This window comes from Streptomyces sp. NBC_00620, assembly GCF_026341825.1.
Taxonomy (GTDB): Bacteria; Actinomycetota; Actinomycetes; order Streptomycetales; family Streptomycetaceae; genus Streptomyces.
In genome coordinates this window covers 1,504,160-1,522,403 of the sequence record NZ_JAPENY010000002.1, presented here as the reverse complement: position 1 = coordinate 1,522,403, position 18,244 = coordinate 1,504,160, and the positions used below count along the sequence as shown (strand labels likewise).

21 protein-coding genes and 1 riboswitch are annotated in these 18,244 nt (G+C 70.5%); of the genes, 12 read left to right on the top strand and 9 right to left on the bottom strand.

The features are described from left to right. Positions 1-55: 55 nt before the first annotated feature. From OG246_RS26145 to OG246_RS26125, 5 genes are all read right to left on the bottom strand, one after another. Positions 56-730, bottom strand: a complete 675-nt coding sequence (locus tag OG246_RS26145; RefSeq protein ID WP_266468469.1) for an urease accessory protein UreF — start codon at positions 728-730, stop codon at positions 56-58. Next, positions 730-2,451, bottom strand: a complete 1,722-nt coding sequence (locus OG246_RS26140; RefSeq protein WP_266468466.1) for an urease subunit alpha — start codon at positions 2,449-2,451, stop codon at positions 730-732. The genes OG246_RS26145 and OG246_RS26140 overlap by 1 nt, the downstream gene beginning before the upstream one ends. Next, the gene (locus tag OG246_RS26135; RefSeq protein WP_266468464.1) at positions 2,444-2,755 is read right to left on the bottom strand and encodes an urease subunit beta; all 312 of its coding nucleotides are present in this window, start codon (positions 2,753-2,755) and stop codon (positions 2,444-2,446) included. The genes OG246_RS26140 and OG246_RS26135 overlap by 8 nt, the downstream gene beginning before the upstream one ends. Before the next feature lie 16 nt (positions 2,756-2,771). Beyond that, the gene (locus OG246_RS26130) at positions 2,772-3,074 is read right to left on the bottom strand and encodes an urease subunit gamma (protein ID WP_266468462.1); all 303 of its coding nucleotides are present in this window, start codon (positions 3,072-3,074) and stop codon (positions 2,772-2,774) included. A 132-nt stretch (positions 3,075-3,206) separates the two neighbouring features. Beyond that, complete coding sequence (locus OG246_RS26125) at positions 3,207-3,836, bottom strand: TetR/AcrR family transcriptional regulator (protein ID WP_266468461.1); 630 nt, start codon at positions 3,834-3,836, stop codon at positions 3,207-3,209. A 178-nt stretch (positions 3,837-4,014) separates the two neighbouring features. Between OG246_RS26125 and OG246_RS26120 the strand changes: the two genes are divergently transcribed. Continuing rightward, positions 4,015-4,983, top strand: a complete 969-nt coding sequence (locus tag OG246_RS26120) for an ABC transporter permease (protein WP_266470911.1) — start codon at positions 4,015-4,017, stop codon at positions 4,981-4,983. Between the two features lie 137 nt (positions 4,984-5,120). Here the strand turns inward: OG246_RS26120 and OG246_RS26115 are convergent, their stop codons facing one another. After that, positions 5,121-5,399, bottom strand: coding sequence for a type II toxin-antitoxin system Phd/YefM family antitoxin (locus tag OG246_RS26115; protein ID WP_266468459.1), 279 nt, complete (start codon positions 5,397-5,399; stop codon positions 5,121-5,123). A 135-nt stretch (positions 5,400-5,534) separates the two neighbouring features. Between OG246_RS26115 and OG246_RS26110 the strand changes: the two genes are divergently transcribed. The 5 genes from OG246_RS26110 (at position 5,535) to OG246_RS26090 (ending at position 8,592) form a co-directional block, all read left to right on the top strand. Next, positions 5,535-5,888: a hypothetical protein gene (locus OG246_RS26110; protein ID WP_266468454.1), complete on the top strand. Its 354-nt coding sequence runs from the start codon at positions 5,535-5,537 to the stop codon at positions 5,886-5,888. 131 nt (positions 5,889-6,019) lie between these two features. Next, positions 6,020-6,655: an ATP-dependent Clp protease proteolytic subunit gene (locus tag OG246_RS26105; protein WP_266468451.1), complete on the top strand. Its 636-nt coding sequence runs from the start codon at positions 6,020-6,022 to the stop codon at positions 6,653-6,655. Between the two features lie 7 nt (positions 6,656-6,662). Then, the gene (locus OG246_RS26100) at positions 6,663-6,971 is read left to right on the top strand and encodes a hypothetical protein (protein WP_266468448.1); all 309 of its coding nucleotides are present in this window, start codon (positions 6,663-6,665) and stop codon (positions 6,969-6,971) included. A gap of 349 nt (positions 6,972-7,320) precedes the next feature. Then, positions 7,321-7,507, top strand: a riboswitch (cyclic di-AMP (ydaO/yuaA leader). Between the two features lie 3 nt (positions 7,508-7,510). Beyond that, complete coding sequence (locus OG246_RS26095; protein ID WP_266468446.1) at positions 7,511-7,984, top strand: C40 family peptidase; 474 nt, start codon at positions 7,511-7,513, stop codon at positions 7,982-7,984. An 89-nt stretch (positions 7,985-8,073) separates the two neighbouring features. Next, entirely contained in the window at positions 8,074-8,592 is a 519-nt protein-coding gene (locus tag OG246_RS26090) for a DUF6328 family protein (protein WP_266468443.1), read from the top strand. A gap of 55 nt (positions 8,593-8,647) precedes the next feature. On the opposite strand, the gene OG246_RS26085 is transcribed toward OG246_RS26090, so the two are convergent. After that, positions 8,648-9,106, bottom strand: a complete 459-nt coding sequence (locus OG246_RS26085; protein ID WP_266468440.1) for an ATP-binding protein — start codon at positions 9,104-9,106, stop codon at positions 8,648-8,650. 212 nt (positions 9,107-9,318) lie between these two features. Here OG246_RS26085 and OG246_RS26080 point away from each other — a divergent pair, with 212 nt between their 5' ends. Together OG246_RS26080 and OG246_RS26075 are read left to right on the top strand one after the other, a co-directional pair. Next, positions 9,319-10,176, top strand: coding sequence for a helix-turn-helix transcriptional regulator (locus OG246_RS26080; protein WP_266468437.1), 858 nt, complete (start codon positions 9,319-9,321; stop codon positions 10,174-10,176). Positions 10,177-10,185: 9 nt separating this feature from the next. Beyond that, positions 10,186-10,410, top strand: a complete 225-nt coding sequence (locus tag OG246_RS26075; RefSeq protein ID WP_266468434.1) for a DUF397 domain-containing protein — start codon at positions 10,186-10,188, stop codon at positions 10,408-10,410. Positions 10,411-10,433: 23 nt separating this feature from the next. Here OG246_RS26075 and OG246_RS26070 read toward each other — a convergent pair whose 3' ends face one another. Beyond that, on the bottom strand, positions 10,434-11,558 hold the full coding sequence (locus tag OG246_RS26070) for an 8-amino-7-oxononanoate synthase (protein WP_266468431.1): 1,125 nt from the start codon (positions 11,556-11,558) through the stop codon (positions 10,434-10,436). A 215-nt stretch (positions 11,559-11,773) separates the two neighbouring features. Here OG246_RS26070 and bioB point away from each other — a divergent pair, with 215 nt between their 5' ends. Genes bioB through bioD form a run of 3 tightly spaced genes read left to right on the top strand, consistent with a single transcriptional unit; the run spans position 11,774 to position 14,952 of the window. Next, entirely contained in the window at positions 11,774-12,949 is a 1,176-nt protein-coding gene (bioB, locus tag OG246_RS26065; protein WP_266468423.1) for a biotin synthase BioB, read from the top strand. Then, positions 12,942-14,234 (top strand): adenosylmethionine--8-amino-7-oxononanoate transaminase, encoded by a 1,293-nt coding sequence (locus OG246_RS26060; protein ID WP_266468420.1) that lies wholly within the window; start codon positions 12,942-12,944, stop codon positions 14,232-14,234. Before bioB ends, OG246_RS26060 begins: the two co-directional genes overlap by 8 nt. Before the next feature lies 1 nt (position 14,235). Continuing rightward, on the top strand, positions 14,236-14,952 hold the full coding sequence (gene bioD, locus OG246_RS26055; RefSeq protein ID WP_266468417.1) for a dethiobiotin synthase: 717 nt from the start codon (positions 14,236-14,238) through the stop codon (positions 14,950-14,952). A 59-nt stretch (positions 14,953-15,011) separates the two neighbouring features. Here the strand turns inward: bioD and OG246_RS26050 are convergent, their stop codons facing one another. After that, a complete protein-coding gene (locus OG246_RS26050) occupies positions 15,012-17,348 on the bottom strand; it encodes a LuxR family transcriptional regulator (RefSeq protein WP_266468414.1) in 2,337 nt (778 codons plus the stop codon). Between the two features lie 115 nt (positions 17,349-17,463). Here OG246_RS26050 and OG246_RS26045 point away from each other — a divergent pair, with 115 nt between their 5' ends. After that, a complete protein-coding gene (locus OG246_RS26045) occupies positions 17,464-18,150 on the top strand; it encodes a triacylglycerol lipase (protein WP_266468411.1) in 687 nt (228 codons plus the stop codon). The last annotated feature ends 94 nt before the right edge of the window (positions 18,151-18,244 follow it).

The following is an 18,244-nucleotide window of genomic DNA, read 5'->3' as shown; positions in this document are numbered from 1 at the left end:
GGGGCGGAGCCCCCAGGAACAAGGGACGGGTAGGGGCGGAGGGGGCGAAAAAACGCTACGACGCGAACAGACGTACAGGCCAGGCCGCATGCGCCTCCGCACCAATCTCCAGCAACGGCGCGGAAGCCGCAGGCAGCGCGTCCACCCCGAAGTCGATCGCAAGGCGAGCAGCGTCGGCAGCAGCCCGCGCCACGAGATCCAGCTCCGGCGCAAGCCGAGCCAACGCCCCGGTGGCATCGAACGGATCCAGACTGAGCAACCGCACCGACGCCGTAGCCGGCCCACTGACCGCCTCGTACGCGGAGCAGTACGCGGCATCCTCCGGCCCGAGCCCCGCAGCCCGCGCGGCCAGCCCAAGCACCACCGGCTGATGCGCCCCCTTGGGAAACTCCCGCGCCAGCAAGTCGAGTTCGGCGGAGGGCCACGTCGCCCGAGCCGCCCGCATCAACTGCCGACCAAGACGCCGCGCGGCAACCCGCAACGCGGGCGACGGCGTACGCGCATCCGCCGCCACGTCCAGCGCCACCGGATCGACCCCGATCGCAGCGGCCGCGGCCAGCGAGGCCGACACGAGCCCCGCCGTGTGCAGCCGCCCCCGGCAGAAGTCCTCAAGACTCGCCGCACCCGTGATGCGCCCGGCCTTGACGGCCGCCTCGGCCCCGCCGGAGTGCGCGTGCCCTCCGGCGGGAAAGCGGCCGTCGGCCAGGACGAGAAGCGCTGCCCTGGACATCAGAAGAGGAAGTAACGCTGGGCCATGGGCAGTTCGGCGGCCGGAGTCGCCTCGACCAGCTCCCCGTCGATGTGCACGGCGAAGCTGTCGGGGTCGATCCGGACGTGTGGACGCGCGTCGTTCTCACGCATGTCCGCCTTGGTGACCGCGCGAGTCGACTCGATGGCGACGAAGCGCTTGCCGAGCGAGAGGCGCTCGGGCAGTCCGTCCTCGATGGCGAGCGGGGCGACGAAGTTGAACGAGTTGGACGCCGGCGCCCGCCCGATCGCCCCGAACATCGGCCGCGGCAGCACCGGCTGCGGTGTCGGGATGGACGCGTTGGCGTCGCCCATCTGCGCGTACGCGATCTGCCCGCCCTTGATGACGAGGTGCGGCTTGACCCCGAAGAACGCGGGCTCCCACAGCACGAGGTCGGCGAGCTTGCCGGTCTCGACGGAGCCGACCTCGCGGGCGAGGCCCTGCGCGAGCGCCGGGTTGATCGTGTACTTGGCGACATAGCGACGTACACGGTGGTTGTCCGCACGGCCGTCACCGGGGAGCGCCCCTCGGCGCCGCTTCATCACGTGCGCGGTCTGCCAGGTCCGCATGATGACCTCGCCGACCCGGCCCATGGCCTGGGCGTCCGAGGAGATGATCGAGATGGCGCCGAGGTCGTGCAGGATGTCCTCGGCCCCGATCGTCGACGGCCGGATCCGGGACTCGGCGAAGGCCAGGTCCTCGGGCACCGCCGGGTTCAGGTGGTGGCACACCATCAGCATGTCGAGGTGTTCCTCGGCGGTGTTGACGGTGTAGGGCCGGGTCGGGTTGGTGGAGCTGGGCAGCACGTGCGGTTCGGAGACCACGGTCATGATGTCGGGTGCGTGCCCGCCGCCCGCGCCCTCGGTGTGGTACGCGTGGATGCCGCGTCCGGCGATGGCGGCGAGGGTGTCGCCGACGAAGCCGGACTCGTTCAGCGTGTCCGTGTGGATGGCGACCTGGATGCCGGTCCGGTCGGCGACGGTCAGCGCGGCGTCGATGGCGGCGGGCGTGGACCCCCAGTCCTCGTGGATCTTGAGGCCGAGGGCGCCGCCGCGGATCTGGGACATCATGGCGTCGCGCGAGACGGTGTTGCCCTTGCCGAGCAGACCGAAGTTGAGCGGGTACTCCTCCATCGCCTCCAGCATCCGCGCCAGATGCCAGGGGCCGGGCGTGACCGTCGTCGCCTTCGAGCCCTCGGCAGGACCGGTGCCACCGCCGATCAGCGTGGTGATTCCGGCGGACAGCGCCTCGTCGGCGATCTGCGGACAGATCAGGTGGACGTGCGCGTCGATGGCGCCCGCGGTCAGGATCCGCCCGTTGCCCGCGATGATCTCGGTCTCCGGACCGATGACCAGATCGGGGTGCACCCCGTCCATGGTGTCCGGGTTGCCCGCCTTGCCGATGCCGGTGACCCGGCCGTCGCGCATACCCACGTCGGCCTTGATGATCCCCCAGTGGTCGACGATCACCGCGCCCGTGATGACCGTGTCCGGGGTGCCGTCTGCGCGCGTAGCGCGCGCCTGCCCCATGGATTCGCGGATGACCTTGCCACCGCCGAACACCGCCTCGTCACCCGCGAGCCCGGGACCGCCGGAACGATCCTCCTCGATCTCGATCAACAGGTCGGTGTCGGCGAGCCGGATACGGTCGCCGGTGGTGGGGCCGAACAGATCGGCGTACGCGGCACGCGAGATCTCAGGCATCGAGGGCACCTCCGGTCTCCCCGCGCAGTCCGGGCACCACGCGGGCACCGGCGAGCGGAACGAGTTCGACGTCTACGGGGATCCCGGGCTCGAAGCGCACAGCGGTGCCGGCGGCGACGTTGAGCCGCTTGCCGCGCGCGGCGGCACGGTCGAATTCCAGACCGGGATTGGCCTCGGCGAAGTGGTAGTGGGAGCCGACCTGGACGGGCCGGTCGGCGGCGTTGAGGACGGTCAGCCGGGTGACCTCACGGCCTTCGTTGAAGGCGACGGGCCCGTCGGCGAACAGGATCTCTCCGGGAATCATGGCTCTCGCTCCCCCGTCAGACGATCGGATCGTGGACGGTGACGAGCTTGGTGCCGTCCGGGAAGGTCGCCTCGACCTGGACGTCGTGGATCATCTCGGGGATGCCCTCCATGACGTCGTCCCGGTTGAGGATCTTGCGGCCGGAGGACATCAGTTCCGCGACGGTCCGGCCGTCACGCGCGCCTTCGAGGATGTGCGACGTGATGAGGGCGATGGCCTCGGGGTGGTTCAGTTTCAGCCCGCGGGCCCGCCGCTTCTCGGCCACGTCGGCGGCCACATGAATCAGCAGCCTCTCTTGCTCGTGCGGTGTCAGTTGCACGGCGTCCCACCTCACAGTCCTCGCTCCGGACCGTGCGGGGTCCGGTGGCCGTAGCCACCAAAACCCCTGGTGGCGTGGATGCGCAGGCTAGTTGGACGGAGTTTCAACGACGTTAACCAGCCTTTGATCCACTCATGACCGCGAGCCGGGCTCCCCCATGCTCATCAGACCCCTCAGTCCCTCCCGCAACACCTCGACGGGCACGGCACCGAACAGCGCCATCTGCGCGGCGAACCCCTGAGCCAGGGCGATCATGATCCGGGCGACGCTTTCGGGCGGTACGTCGGCACGCATCATGCCCGCGTCCTGGTAGCCCTCGACCACCTTGACCCAGGCCGCGCGGACCTTGGCGTAGCCCTCGTTGATGACCCTCGACAGGTCCTCGTTGCGCAGGGTCTCGGTCCACACCTGGACCACCAGCCGGGGGAAGACCGACTGCCCCTCGTGCATGAGCCCCGGCTTCATGTTCAGGATGTTGTTCATGACCGATCCCATGAGCACGTCGGGGGGTGGGATCGGGCGCTGCCGGGCTGCCGCCTCGAATGTGTCGCGGATCTCGTCGAGGACCTCGGTGACGATGGCACCGATCAGCTCCTCCTTGCCGCTGAAGTAGCGGTACACGGCTCCCGCGGAGAGGTCGACCTCCTTCAGCACGTCCTGCATCGACGTGGCATGGAACCCGTTACGGGCGAAGCAGAGGGCCGCGCCGTCGAGGATCTGGCGGCGACGGGCGTCGAGGTGTTCCTGGGATACGCGGGCCATGCCGTTCAACGTAGAACGAACATTCTTTCTTGACAAGGCGGCAGGCTCGCAGGATGGTGAAGGCATCGCTAAAACGAACGATCCTTCTTTTTACTTGTATCGAGGGAGCCCGACCTTGTCCTCCACCTCCGTTCCCCCTTCCGACGTGGCATCGCCCCCGCTGCGGCACCGCCGCAACATGGCCGCCGTGGTCGTGCTGGTCCCCGTACTGGTGGCTCTCGCCCTGTGGGCCTTCGCCTGGCCCGCCGCCCGTACCGCGCCCCGCGACCTGCCACTGGGCGTGGCGGGTTCCGTTTCCGCGACCGCCCCGGTCGAGAAGCAACTCGCCCGGCAGGACGGCGCCTTCGAGATCCACCGCTACGCCGACGAGGCCGCCGCCCGGGAGGCCATCGAGGACCGGAACGTATACGGCGCGATCGTCGTCACCGGGCAGGGCCCCAAGCTGCTCACCGCGTCCGCGGCGAGCCCGCTCGTCGCCCAGCTGCTCCAGCAGGCGGTGGCCGGCCAGGCTCCGCAGGGCACGACCGTGACGACCACCGATGTCGTCCCCGCCCCCACCGAGGACCCGCGCGGCGCCGCCCTCACCTCGAGCGTGCTCCCGATGGCGCTGGCCGGGGTGGCCGCGGGCGTCGTCGCCACGCTGCTCGGTCTGCGCGGTGTCCGCGCCGTCGGCGCGCTGACCGGCGCCGCCGTCCTCGTCGGCGTGGTGTCCGCCGCGATCGCGCACAGCTGGCTGGGTGTTCTCTCCGGCGACTGGTGGGCCGAGGCCGGCGCGCTGAGCCTGTCGACGCTGGCGGTGAGCGGCGCCGTTGCAGGGCTGGCGGCGCTCGCCGGACCTCCCGGTATCGGACTCGGAGGGTTCCTGATCATCCTGCTCGGCAACCCCTTCTCCGGCGCGTCCTCCGCTCCGGAGATGCTGCCCGAGCCGGTCGGCACGATCGGCCAGTGGCTGCCGCCGGGCGCGGGCGCTTCGCTGCTCCGCTCGGTGTCGTTCTTCGACGGCGCCGCCGCGATCGGGCCCACGCTGACCCTGGCCTGGTGGGCCACGCTCGGCCTGGGAGCGGTACTGCTGGGCGACGCGCTCAAGCGACGCCGGACGACCACCCCCGAGACGGTCACCGCGCGGCAGCCCGCGCTGGTGAACTGACGCGGGGTGCCTCGCGGTTGCGCCCACTATGGGGACGGACCTTCACGCACCTACCGGGGCAGCGGGGGCGGTGTGCCACGTAGTTGGCACACCGCCCCCGCCCTCTGCCTGCCGTTCCCCGCCGAACCACCGCACGGCTACGACACGTTGGGTCCCCGGTGCTCCGCCGCGATGCCGAACCTCTGGCGCTCGCGCGGGGCGGGCGCGACCTCGCGGACGGTGGAGTAGGAGCTGACGACCTGCTCCTCCGCGGGGTTCTGGAGTTCCTCGAGGCGTTCCAGGTCGGCGGCGGAGACCAGGGCGACGAGAGGCTTCCCGTGACGCGTCACGACGACGCGCTCACCGCCGTACACCACGCGGTTGATCAGATCGGCGAGCTCAGCCCTGGCTTGCGTCACCGGAATCTCGTAGGCCATGTCATCCAGCTTAGACCGGGCCTGCGACAACCCACTCGGAGCGGACGATCTCATTCAGCTCCGCCGAAAAGGATTCGTCCCTACGATCAAGTCGCCGCCTCCGGGGGAGGCGTGCATGACAATGAGGAGGGGACCTTGTCCGAACTTTCCAGACGTTCACTGCTGGGGTACTCGGGGACCGCGGCGGCGGGAGCCGTGCTTGCCTCCAGCGGGACGGCACAGGCCACGGCGACTGAAGCAACGGAGACCGCCGACGCCACGACGGTCACCTTCCCCAGCGGCACGGAGTTCAGCGGAAAGACGCTGATGCCGGTCGACGACTACGCCGCCCAGATCAGCCTGAGCTTCAGCATCGCGTTCTCCGAAGCTCCGACGACGAACACCATCACCCCCCTCGAAGTGGCGAACGCCCTCAACGAACTGACCGCGTCCCGCGGTTGGCCCGCGATCACGTTCTACGGCACACCCGCCCCGGCCCCCCTCACCTGATCCTCGCCGTACACCGAATCCCCGTGGAGCACCTGGCTCCACGGGGATTTTCGCTGTCAGCGAGCACCCTCCGAAGGCATACGTACGTCCTGTACATTTTTTACAGAAGCGATGCCGAGGAGGCGTAAGCCATGAACCGCCCGTCCGCCCGCCATGTCCTGCCCGAGTTCACCGAACGCACCAGCGCGGGCCACCGGACCCTGGACCCGTATTCGAAGCTGCTCGACGAGCGGATCGTGTTCCTCGGGACGCCGGTCGACGACACATCGGCGAACGACGTGATGGCTCAGCTCATGCACCTGGAGTTCCTGGCGCCGGACCGGGACATCTCGCTGTACATCAACTCCCCCGGCGGCTCACTCAGCGCGATGACCGCCGTCTACGACACGATGCAGTTCGTCACCTGCGAGGTGGAGACCGTCTGTCTCGGCCAGGCCGCTTCGGCCGCCGCCGTGCTGCTTGCGGGCGGTACGCCGGGCAAGCGGTTCGCGCTGCCGGGTGCCCGCGTGCTGATCCACCAGCCGTCGTTTCCCGAGCCGATCCACGGGCAGGCTTCTGATCTGGCCATCCAGGCCGAGGAGTTGACGCGTACTCGGAGGATGCTGGAGGAGATGCTCGTGCGGCACACAGGCCAGAGTCCGGAGCGGGTCGCCGCGGACATCGAGCGGGACAAGATCCTCGACGCGCCGGCGGCACTGGCGTACGGACTGATTGACGGCATCATCCCGAGCCGCAAGGCTTCCCGCCCCACACCCGGCGCGAGGTGAGCCGCCGATGCTCCCACCCGAACTGCCCCCGCTGCCCGCACTGACGCGCGCGGAAGCCGAGTTGATCGACCGTTACCTGGACGTGGTCGACCTGCTCGGCCGTATCAACCCGGCCCGCCCCGGGGACACCTACCGAGGTCTGAGGGCCGCTCAGGCGCTGGTCGCCAAGGCGACGGCGCTGCGGGACGCCCTCGCGCTGATGCATCAGCGGGGCGAGAGCGAGGTGCACGCCCCGACCCTGGCGCAGGCCCTGCGTGTCCTCGACGGCGAGCGGCGGGCGGCCCGCGTCACCCTGCCGCCTGGTTCCGACAGCTGACGCACCCCTACCCGGGCCACCGCACGCACCGACCCGTCGGAGCGTCCGGCCCGGGTTTCAAACGGACCAGATGGTGTACCCCCGGATGGCGTAGACACCCGTCCTTCCAAGAGCGCGCAGAAGTTGCGCAACGCGCGTAGCGCGGATGCGTACTTGAAGCCCTCCGTCGCTGGTACGGGCGTCGTCGGCCTACTGGACACTCGCTCGAACGGCGGGGTGTCCACCCGAACGGGTGAGTGGTGAGTAACCCCACAAACCGCCGATTCCGCTCGGATTTTCCGACGTCGATGCGTGAAGATCCCTTCCGACGACAAGCCCCCGCCACACCGGCGGGGCGGTCCGGGTCGGACGCCGAGTCCTGCCGCCTCCCGGATGACCGGTCGACAGATGTGCATCGGCAGGAGTGGAGGACCCAGCACGACGGGCCGCCGGAGAGATCCGGGCGGTCCTTGGGGTGAAGCCGCAGTACGCGGCCGGGCTACTTCGCCAGCCCGAATCCGACAGGTCATCCTTCACAGGCGGCTGACGAAGGGTTGCGCATGACTGCGCTCAATCGTGTCCCGTCGCTGTGGACGAGGGCCGGTACGGCCTCGGCTCTCACCATCGCCGCCGTGGGCGGCAGCCTCGTGGTCCCAGGCGTCGCATCCGACGCCGAAGCGGCCACCCTGGCGACGAAGGCACTTCAGGTCGCGGCTTCCAAGAAGGGCTCCCCGTACAAGTACGGCGCCGCTGGGCCGCGCCGCTTCGACTGCTCCGGGCTCACGCTCTACTCGTACAAGAAGGCAGGCAAGAAGCTGCCTCGTACGGCCGCGGCGCAGTACAACAAGACCAACCATGTCTCCGCCTCGAAACGCAAGGCCGGAGACCTCGTGTTCTTCCACTCGGGCCGGAGCGTGTACCACGTCGGCATCTACGCCGGGAAGGGAAAGATCTGGCACTCCCCGAAGACCGGGGAGGTAGTGAAGCTCCAGAAGATCTGGACGAAGAGCGTCTGGTACGGACGGGTCAGCTGACCCGTCCGTGGGGGCGACGGCACGCGCCGTCGCCCCCACGGGACGTGCGGCAGGGCGTGAAACACGGTCGAACCGGTTACTCGTCCACCATGGTGGAACAACGTCCCCGCACGGAACGCGACGAGAAACCTCTTGAGCGCGCCGACCGCAATTTCGCCGAGCTCCTCCAGGAGCTGCGGGTCACCCAGACCGGCGTGCAGATCCTCTTCGCCTTTCTGCTGACCCTGGCCTTCACCCAGCGCTTTCCTTCGCTGGACACGGCACAGCGCGCCACGTACGTCACCACCCTCCTGCTCGCGTTCCTGGCCGCCGCCCTGTTCACGGCGCCGGCCGCCCTGCACCGGTCGCTGTTCCAGCAGAACGTCAAACCCGCCATCGTGCGGGTCTCCTCCTGGCTGACCCACGTCGGCCTTTACGTGCTGATGCTGGCGTTCACCGGAGCGGTGCTCCTCGTCGTGGACGTGACGCTGGGGCGCGGCGCCGGGATCGCCGCGGGAGCGGGCACTCTGGCCGTCTGCCTGGCGCTGTGGACCGTTCTGCCCCGGCTGGTGGGGCGCTACATCACGTCCACACAGGGTCGAGGAGAGGAATCGGACCCAGCGGCGTGAGTTCGCTGCGCGGCGCCTTCGGACGCGCCGCCGCGCAGCACAACTGGACCGGGTTTCAGGGCTCTTGCGGACCCCCTGCCGTCACCGGCTCGACCGGTGCCGTCCAGGGCAGTTCGATGGAGATGGTCTTGCCGCCTTCGCGGGTGGGCCGGACGGTTAGTCTGCCGCCGCACTCGGCGGTCAGCCAGCGGATGATCACCATGCCGCGTCCGTTGTCCTGCTGGACGGCTGCGGGCAGTCGTTTGGGAAAGCGTGGGTGGCTGTCGGTGACGCCGAGGCGCAGGTGTTCGTCCCGCTCGAGGCGGACGTCCACTCTGAAGGTGGGCGACTGCCCGAAAGTGTGCTGGACGGCGTTGGTGGCTAGTTCGGACACGATCAGGCGTACGGTGTCGGCGACTTCGGAGTCACCCGGCAGGCCCCATTCGGCCAGCACTTCGGCGACGAATTTCCGGGCCGCGGAGACCGAGGCTGGATCGCTCGGCAGAGTGACGGATGCTTCCTGATGGTCTGCCATGGCGCGGTCGTCCCTTTCCCACGGGACCGGGGTCCGACACGGAGCGGATGGTTCGAGTACGGTCCCGGACTGGTGCTTCGCGCCAGACTGCCATTACCTGGCCGGTCACGGGTGCGATCCACCGAGATATGCATATATCTGTCGCTCGAAGCGGTGAACTCTGCGACGGAGGACCGTATTTGGGCGGCTCGGAAGGAGTAAGGAGTACGGCCATGCAGTACGGTCCCGCAGTACGCCGCCGCAAGCTCGGTGCAGAACTGCGTGCTCTGCGCGTGGGTGCGGGCCTCACGAGCGGGGAGGCGGCCCGTCTCCTCGGCTGGCACCAGTCGAAGGTGAGCCGGATCGAGACCGGCACGAGTGGGGTCAAGCCCTCGGACGTGGAGCGGCTCCTGGACGCGTACGCCGTCGAGGAACCGGATTTACGGGACCTCCTGGTCGTCCTGGCGGGCGCGGAGGGCAACGGGCGGCACCACTGGTGGCACGCCTACCGCGGTGTGCTCCCGCCGACGTACCGCGACTTCATCAGCCTGGAGTCGCAGGCCAGCGGAATGCGCACGCTGGAGACGTCCGTGGTGCCGGGGTTGCTGCAGACACCCGAGTACGCCCGTGCGGTGACGCGGGCCGCCGTGGGGGGACTTGAGGACAGCAAGCTCGACGCGCTCGTCGAGGTGCGCCTGGCCCGACAGGACGTGCTGCGTTCGAATCCGCCCCTGGAACTGAGCGCGGTCCTGGACGAGGCGGTGCTGCGACGGGACGTGGGCGGCCCGGAGGTGATGGCACGCCAGCTGCACCGCCTGCGGACGGCCGCCACCCTGCCTCAAGTGCGGCTTCAGGTCCTGCCGTTCACCGCCGGGGCTCACATCGGAGTGACCGGGCCTTTCGTTATCTTCTCATTTCCGAGCACATCTGATCTGGATGTGGTTGTTCTCGACCACTTGACGAGTAGCCTCTATCTCGAACGGAAAGAAGACCTTCAGGCCTACAGCGAGGCCTTCAACGCCCTTCAGATCCAAGCCCTTTCGCCCGAGGACTCATTGGATTACATCGCCGGGATAGGTGACGGCGCGTAAGGAGGCACCATGTCTGCACTGCCTCGGTACGTACCTTCCAGTACTTCGCTGCACGACGCGCGCTGGCTGCGCAGCAGCCGGAGTACGGGAATGAACAATTGCGTCGAGACGGCCCGGCCGGGTCCAGGACCCTGGTCCGGACTCGTGGCCGTCCGCGATTCCAAGAACACCGCAGGCCCCGCCCTGCTGTTCGCCCCTGCCACCTGGGAGGGTTTTATCGCCGGACTGAGCTGAGCGTCATCGGACGGGACTGAGCATCACCGGGTTGCGCTGATCACCCGCACCGCGTGCTCGATCTGCGCGTCGGTGAGGTCCGCGCGAGCGGTCAGCCTCAGCCGGGAGATGCCGTCGGGCACGGACGGCGGGCGGAAGCAGCCGACGGCGAGTCCCGCCTCTCGGCAGTCGGCGGCCCACCGCACGGCCCGTTCGGGGGACGGCGCGCGCACGGAGACGACGGCGGCGTCCGGCCGTACCGCCTCCAGGCCCTCGGCCGTCAGACGGCTGTGCAGCGCCGTGGCCACCGCGCGGGCCCGTGCGGCACGCTCCGGTTCGCGGCGCAACAGCCGCAGCGCCGCGAGGGCCGCGCCCGCCGCCGCGGGCGCGAGACCGGTGTCGAAGATGAACGTGCGCGCCGCGTTGACCAGGTGGTCGATGACCGGAGCGGGCCCGAGGACGGCACCACCCTGGCTGCCCAGCGACTTGGACAGCGTGACCGTCACCACGACGTCCGGGGCGCCCGCGAGGCCCGCAGCGTGCGGAGCGCCCCGGCCGCCGTCGCCGAGGACGCCGAGCCCATGGGCGTCGTCGACGACGATCCCGGCGCCGAACTCCCGGCAGGCGGTGGCGAGGCCGGCCAGCGGCGCCGCGTCCCCGTCCACCGAGAACACCGTGTCGGAGACGGCGACGGCGGGCCCCCGGTGGGTGCTGAGCGCCTTACGCACGGCGTCGGGGTCGGCGTGCGCCACGACCTGTGTGGTGCCCCGGGCCAGCCGGCAGCCGTCGATCAGCGAGGCGTGGTTGCCCGCGTCCGAGACGACGAGGGAGCCGTGCGGCGCGAGCGCGGTGACGGCGGCGAGGTTGGCCGCGTACCCGGAGGAGAAGACGAGCGCGGACTCGAAGCCGCAGAAGCCTGCCAGCTCGCGTTCGAGTTCGCCGTGCAGTTCGGTGGTGCCGGTGACGAGCCGGGAACCGGTGGCACCGCCGCCCCACGTTCTCGCGGCTGCCGCGGCGGCCTCGGTGATCTCCGGATGGCGGGCGAGACCGAGGTAGTCGTTGCTCGCGAGATCGAGGAGCGGGGAGTCGGCGGGGCGCGGGCGCAGGGTGCGTACGAGTCCGGCCCGGCGGCGCGCCTGCGCCTGCTCGTCGATCCAGCCGAACGCCATGGGTCCTCCAGACCGTAGTTACTAGTGTGGGGCGGGCGGTGCTCGTGCGGCACTGGTTTCCGCCGCCGGCGCAAGCACTGGTTTTTGTAGGCAGTGCACAGACCCTAGCGGGCGGCCCAGCCACCCAGGATGTGGCAATACCCACACGTCGAACCGTCTCTCTTGTACAAACTCTCCTTGGCCGCAAGCGGTCGTATACGCCAGGATCGGACCTCATGGACCTGCTGAACACGCTGGTGGACAAGGGGCTTCGGCGCGAGCTGCCGACCCGCGAAGAAGCTCTGGCCGTGCTGGCCACCTCCGACGACGATGTGGTCGACGTGGTGGCCGCGGCCGGAAAGGTGCGGCGCCACTGGTTCGGCCGACGGGTGAAACTCAACTATCTCGTCAATCTCAAGTCGGGCCTGTGTCCCGAGGACTGCTCGTACTGCTCGCAGCGGCTGGGGTCGAAGGCCGGGATCCTCAAGTACACCTGGCTCAAGCCTGAGGAGGCTTCCAAGGCAGCGGCGGCGGGCCTGGCCGGGGGCGCCAAGCGGGTCTGCCTGGTGGCCAGCGGACGTGGTCCGACGGACCGTGACGTGGACCGGGTCTCCGACACCATCAAGGCGATCAAGGACGAGAACGAGAACGTCGAGGTGTGCGCCTGCCTCGGCCTGCTCAACGACGGCCAGGCGGAGCGGCTGCGCGAGGCGGGCGCGGACGCGTACAACCACAACCTGAACACGTCCGAGGGGACGTACGGGGACATCACGACCACGCACACGTACGCCGACCGGGTGGACACCGTCCAGAAGGCGCACGCGGCCGGCCTGTCCGCCTGCTCCGGTCTGATCGCCGGCATGGGCGAGAGCGACGAGGACCTGATCGACGTCGTCTTCGCGCTCCGCGCGCTCGACCCCGACTCCGTTCCGGTGAACTTCCTGATCCCCTTCGAGGGCACCCCGCTCGCCAAGGAGTGGAATCTGACGCCTCAGCGGTGTCTGCGGATCCTGGCGATGGTCCGGTTCGTCTGCCCGGACGCCGAGGTCCGCATCGCGGGCGGCCGCGAGGTCCATCTCCGCACGATGCAGCCCCTCGCCCTGCACCTCGCCAACTCGATCTTCCTCGGCGACTACCTCACCAGCGAGGGCCAGGCAGGCAAGGCAGACCTGGACATGATCGCGGACGCGGGGTTCGAGGTGGAGGGCGCGGGCGAGGTGACGCTCCCGGAGCACCGGGTGCCGGAGGGCGGGGGCTGCGGCTCGCACGAGGGCGGCGGCGGGTGCGGTTCCGCTTCCACTCCCGTTGCCGCTGCAGGTTCGGCTTCCGTGGAAACGCCTGCTGAGGCTCGTACGGACCTGGTGACCGTACGCCGCCGGGGTGCCGGAACGGATCTCGCGCCCAATGCCTGACCTGCCCGTGCCCGGGTCCATGCGCGAGCTGCTCGATCTCGACCGGCGGCATGTGTGGCATCCGTACGGGCCGATGCCCGGCCGGCAGGAACCGCTCGTCGTGGAGTCGGCGAGCGGGGTGCGGCTGCGGATGGCGGACGGTTCGGGCGAGCTGGTCGACGGCATGTCGTCCTGGTGGTCGGCCATTCACGGCTACAACCACCCGGTGCTCAACGACGCGGTGCGCGGCCAGCTGGAACGCATGAGCCATGTCATGTTCGGCGGGCTCACCCACGAGCCCGCCGTACGGCTGGCGAAGCGCCTTGTCGACATCTCACCCGAGGGTCTTGAGCACGTCTTCCTCGCCGACTCCGGTTCGGTCTCGGTCGAGGTCGCCGTCAAGATGTGCCTCCAGCACTGGCGCTCGCTCGGCCGCCCCGCCAAGCAGCGCCTGCTGACCTGGCGCGGCGGGTACCACGGGGACACCTGGCAGCCGATGTCGGTGTGCGACCCCGAGGGCGGGATGCACGAGCTGTGGCAGGGCGTGCTGCCGCGGCAGATCTTCGCGGAGGCTCCGCCCGACGGGTACGAGGAGTCGTACGCGGATCAGCTGCGCTCGCTCATCGAGCGGCACGCCGATGAACTGGCCGCGGTGATCGTCGAGCCGGTGGTGCAGGGCGCGGGCGGGATGCGGTTCCACTCCCCCACGTATCTGCGGGTGCTGCGCGAGGCGTGCGACGCGCACGACGTGCTGCTCGTCTTCGACGAGATCGCGACCGGCTTCGGGCGCACGGGCACGCTGTTCGCGGCGGAGCACGCGGGCGTGACGCCCGACGTGATGTGCGTCGGCAAGGCGCTGACCGGCGGCTATATGACGATGGCGGCGACGCTGTGTACCTCGCGGGTCGCCGACGGGATCTCGCGGGGCGAGGTCCCGGTGCTCGCCCACGGGCCCACTTTCATGGGCAATCCGCTGGCGGCCGCCGTCGCCTGCGCCTCGATCGACCTGCTGCTCGGGCAGGACTGGCGGACCGAGGTGAAGCGGATCGAGGCGGGGCTGCGCGAGGGCCTGGAGCCCGCCCTTGAGCTGCCTGGCGTCCGGGACGTACGTGTCCTGGGGGCGATCGGCGTCGTCCAGCTCGACCACGAGGTGGACATGCGGGCGGCGACACGAGCCGCCGTACGCGAGGGGGTCTGGCTGCGGCCCTTCCGCGACCTCGTCTACACGATGCCGCCGTACGTGACCGGTGACGCGGACCTGGTACGGATCACGCGCGCCGTGTGCGCTGCGGCACAGGAAGGGTGACATGGAGATCCTGGTGATCACGGGGACGGGCACGGAGGTCGGCAAGACGATCGCCACGGCCGCCGTCGCCGCCACGGCCCTCGCGGCCGGGCGGTCCGTGGCCGTGCTCAAGCCCGCGCAGACCGGCGTACGTCCGGACGAGCGCGGCGACGCCGACGAGGTGGCCCGGCTCGCGGGCGCCGTGACCACGCTCGAACTCGCCCGGTATCCCGAGCCGTTGGCGCCCGCTACGGCGGCTCGGCGGGCCTCTCTCGCACCGGTACGGCCCCACGAGGTGGCGGAGGCGGCGGCCAAGCTGGCCACCGAGCACGATGTGGTCCTCGTCGAGGGGGCGGGCGGGCTGCTCGTCCGGTTCGACGACGAGGGCGGAACACTGGCAGACGCGGCACGGCTGTTGAACGCGCCGGTGCTGGTGGTCGCTCCGGCAGGCCTGGGCACCCTGAACACGACAGAACTGACGGCACGTGAACTACGCGCCCGGGGCCTGGACTTCGCCGGAGTCCTCATCGGAAGCTGGCCCAACAAGCCCGACCTGGCATCCCGTTGCAACCTCGCCGACCTTCCGGTGGCGGCGGGGGCTCCGCTGCTCGGGGCCGTGCCAGAGGGCTCGGGTGTACTTGATCCCGCTGACTTCCGTACAGGGGCACAGAGTTGGCTGGCACCAAGGCTGGGCGGAAGCTGGGACGCCGCCACTTTCAACGCCGAGTGCGCCCCCTAAGGGGCGCGGGGAACTGCGCGACCAGCCACGACGAGCCCGCAGCCAAGGAACCACACCAGTCACCCCTCCCCCAGCATCCGCACCAACTCGATCCGCGACCGGATACCCAACCGCGCGAAGACACCCCGCAGATGGTGATCGATCGTGCGCGGACTGAGCAGCAGCCGCGCAGCGATCTCCCGGTTGGTCGCCCCCTCCGCAGCCATGCGAGCCACCATGAGCTGCTGAGCGGTGAGGCGAGCGGCGAGATCGTCGACTCCCCGCGCGGGTGAGGCAGGTTCCCCCAGGACGCGGAGCTCGGCACGAGCTTGCGCAGCGCACTTCGGCGACCCGAAGTGCTCGAACGCTTCGAGCGCACTGTGCAGCCGGTCACGCGCTTCCGTGCGGCGCCGCAACCGCCGTAGCGCACCGCCGAACAGCAGCTCCGTGCGGGCGCGTTCGAAGTCACGGGTGCCGGAGGCGTGCAGGTCCAGGGCGGTGCGGTAGTGCTCGACGGCTTCGGGGCCGGAGGCGAGGAGGGCTTGGCAGCGGGCGCTGAGGGCCAGATCGTCGGCGCTGCGGATCGTGCGCGCCCAGCGGTCGTAGTCGGCGTGGGCGGCCCGGGCGACGCGGGTGTCGCCACTGCGGACGGCCGCCTCGACGTAGAGCGGGGTGGCGAGGTGGCGGATGGCGCGGTGCCCGTGCCCGGGGCCGAATCCGGCCAGGGCACGCAGCCGGGCCGCGGAGGCGGCGAAGCGGCCGGCGCCGAGGTCCAGGAAGGCGAGCGCGAACAGGGCCAGCGCGGCGGGGAGTCCGAGCCCGCGGGCCAGGGCGTAGGTACGGGCGGCCTCGGCGCGCTCCAGGCACACCTCCTCGTCACCGGTGAGGGCGGCGAACATGGCCAGGGCGGCCTGGAGATGGCAGGCCCCGTTGTCCTGACCCGTGGCGTACGCCTGGCGCAGGGCGTCGAGGGTGTCGGCCTCCGCGGCTCGGGTACGGCCGGTCCAGAACTCGGCGTACACCCTGAACTCCATCGCCTGCGGCACGGTCACGGTCTCGCCCCTGGCGCGGGCCGAGGCGGCGGCCCGCACGGTGGCGGAGGCCGCTCGTGTGTGGTCGCCGAGCATCAGCGCCGCGATTCCGGCGTGGATGAGGAGAGTGGGGTCGCCACCGGGTCCGCACCGCCCGGCCGCCGCCTCGAGCACGTCCCGCGCATCCTCGTAGCGCCCCTCGAAGGCAGCGGCCAGCCCGCCCAGCGTGCCGGGCGGCACAATCCCGAGCCGGTCGGCGACCGCCGCCGCCTCCCGGCACCGCCGCAGGTCGCCGGTGTAGATGGCGGCTTCGGTGACCCGGGCGAGCAGGTGGACGGCGGCGCCGGTCTCCGGGCGAGCCGAGGCCGCCTGCAACTCGCCGACGGAGATCGGACCGGCCTCGGCCTCGGTCGCCAGCAACGCACCGGCAGCGCCCCGGGCACCGGGACCGCGGTCGACCGTGCCGTCGGCCCCCCGCGCGCCCCCCGCGCAGCGAACCGCCGCCGTGAGCAGCGCGTCGAACGCGTCGGTCGCGTTGCCCGCACGCAGGGCCAGGAGGCCGCTGAGGGCGTCGTCGGGGGTGGCCGCGGCGAGGCGGCGGGCGCGGTCGGTGTCGCCGGAGTGCCAGGCGTCGGTGGCGGCGCGGGCGAGCAGGAGTGCGCGGTCGTGCGGGTCGGGTGCGAGTGCGGCGGCGCGTTCCACGAGGGCGCAGGCGAGGGCGTGTTCGCCCGTGTCGCGTGCCCGGTCCGCGGCCACTCGGAGCCGCGCCGCCAGCCTGCGGCTGGGGCCGAGCGCGGCGGCGCCGTGGTGCCAGGCGCGGCGCGGCTCCTCACCCTCACCGCGCAGGACGCGCGCAAGGAGCTGGTGGACCTCGCGCCGGTCCGACGGGCGGACCGTCTCGTACGCGGCGATCCGGGTCCACGGGTCCCGGAAGACGATCCCGTCGGCGGTGGCATGGGCGAGCCCGGCCGCCTCGGCGGCGTCGAGAGGCCGGGTGTCGATCCCGGCCGCGGTGACGGCGCGCAGGTAGGCGTGGGTGGCCACCGGGTGCTGGTCGGCCGCCGCGAGGAGCAGGAGGAAGCGGGTGCTGTCGGGCAGGGCGCGGACTTCCTGGCGGTACGCGCGTAGAAGTACGGGCGGCTGGGCCGGTAGCGGGTCGAGGCCGGTCAGTTGACGCTCGGTCAGTACCGAGGCGAGTTCCGTGGCAGCGCGCCGGTCGCCGTGCGCGGCGCGCAGCACCCGTACGCGTACGCCTTCGGAGAGCGAGGGGCCCAGCCCGGACTGTGGGGGAAGTCCGGGCTGTGCTGGGTCGGCGCGCTGCCACGCGTGTGTGAGCGACGGTGGCGAAGCGGGCGGGATAGGTGGGGGGTTCACCGGAGTCACCACATGAATGACGTTACTGGCGAGTTAACTGGCAAGTAAAGACCGGCGATTACACCGATGCGGCGCGCGTAGACCCCGGCTGACACTCCTGAAAACCCCACCCGTATCAGGAGGCACCATGCAGCCCCGCATGCGTCGCGTCGCCACGTTCTTCTCCGCCGTGGCCGCAGCGCTCCTTCTGTCGCTCTCCCTCTCCGCGGTTCCCGCTCACGCCGCCACCCACAACCCCGTGATCTTCGTGCACGGACTGAGCAGTTCGGCGAGCAGCTGGGACGACTGGATCGCCGACTTCAAGGCCGACGGCTACACCTCTTCCGAGCTGTACGCGTGGTCGTACAGCTGGAGCCAGTCGAACGCCACCACCGCCCAGCAGCTCTCCGCCAAGATCCAGAGCGTGCTCTCGGCCACCGGCGCGTCCAAGGTGGACCTGGTCGCCCACTCCATGGGCCCGCTCAGCTCGCGCTACTACCTCAAGAACCTCTCGGGAACCTCGTACGTGGACGACTTCGTGTCGGTCGCCGGGGTGAACCACGGGACCACGACCGCCAGTTGGTGCACCTGGCTCTACACCTCCTGCGCGGAGATGTACACCGGCAGCTCGTTCCTGACGTCCCTCAACTCCGGTGACGAGACACCGGGCAGCGTGTCCTACGCCAGCTACTGGTCCAACTGCGACGACCTCCTCACCCCGGACACCACCGCGATCCTCAGTGGTGCCACGAACGTCGAGGTCGGCTGCGTCTCACACACCGACATGAACAACGACTACGGCGTCTACACCCAGGTGCGCGACTTCATCGCCTGACCCGCCGGAGCGCCCGCTGCGTGGTCCCGGCGCCGCCGGGACCACGCAGCGGGGGTGCGACGGACCCGTACGGGGGACAATCGCGGTAAGGCCC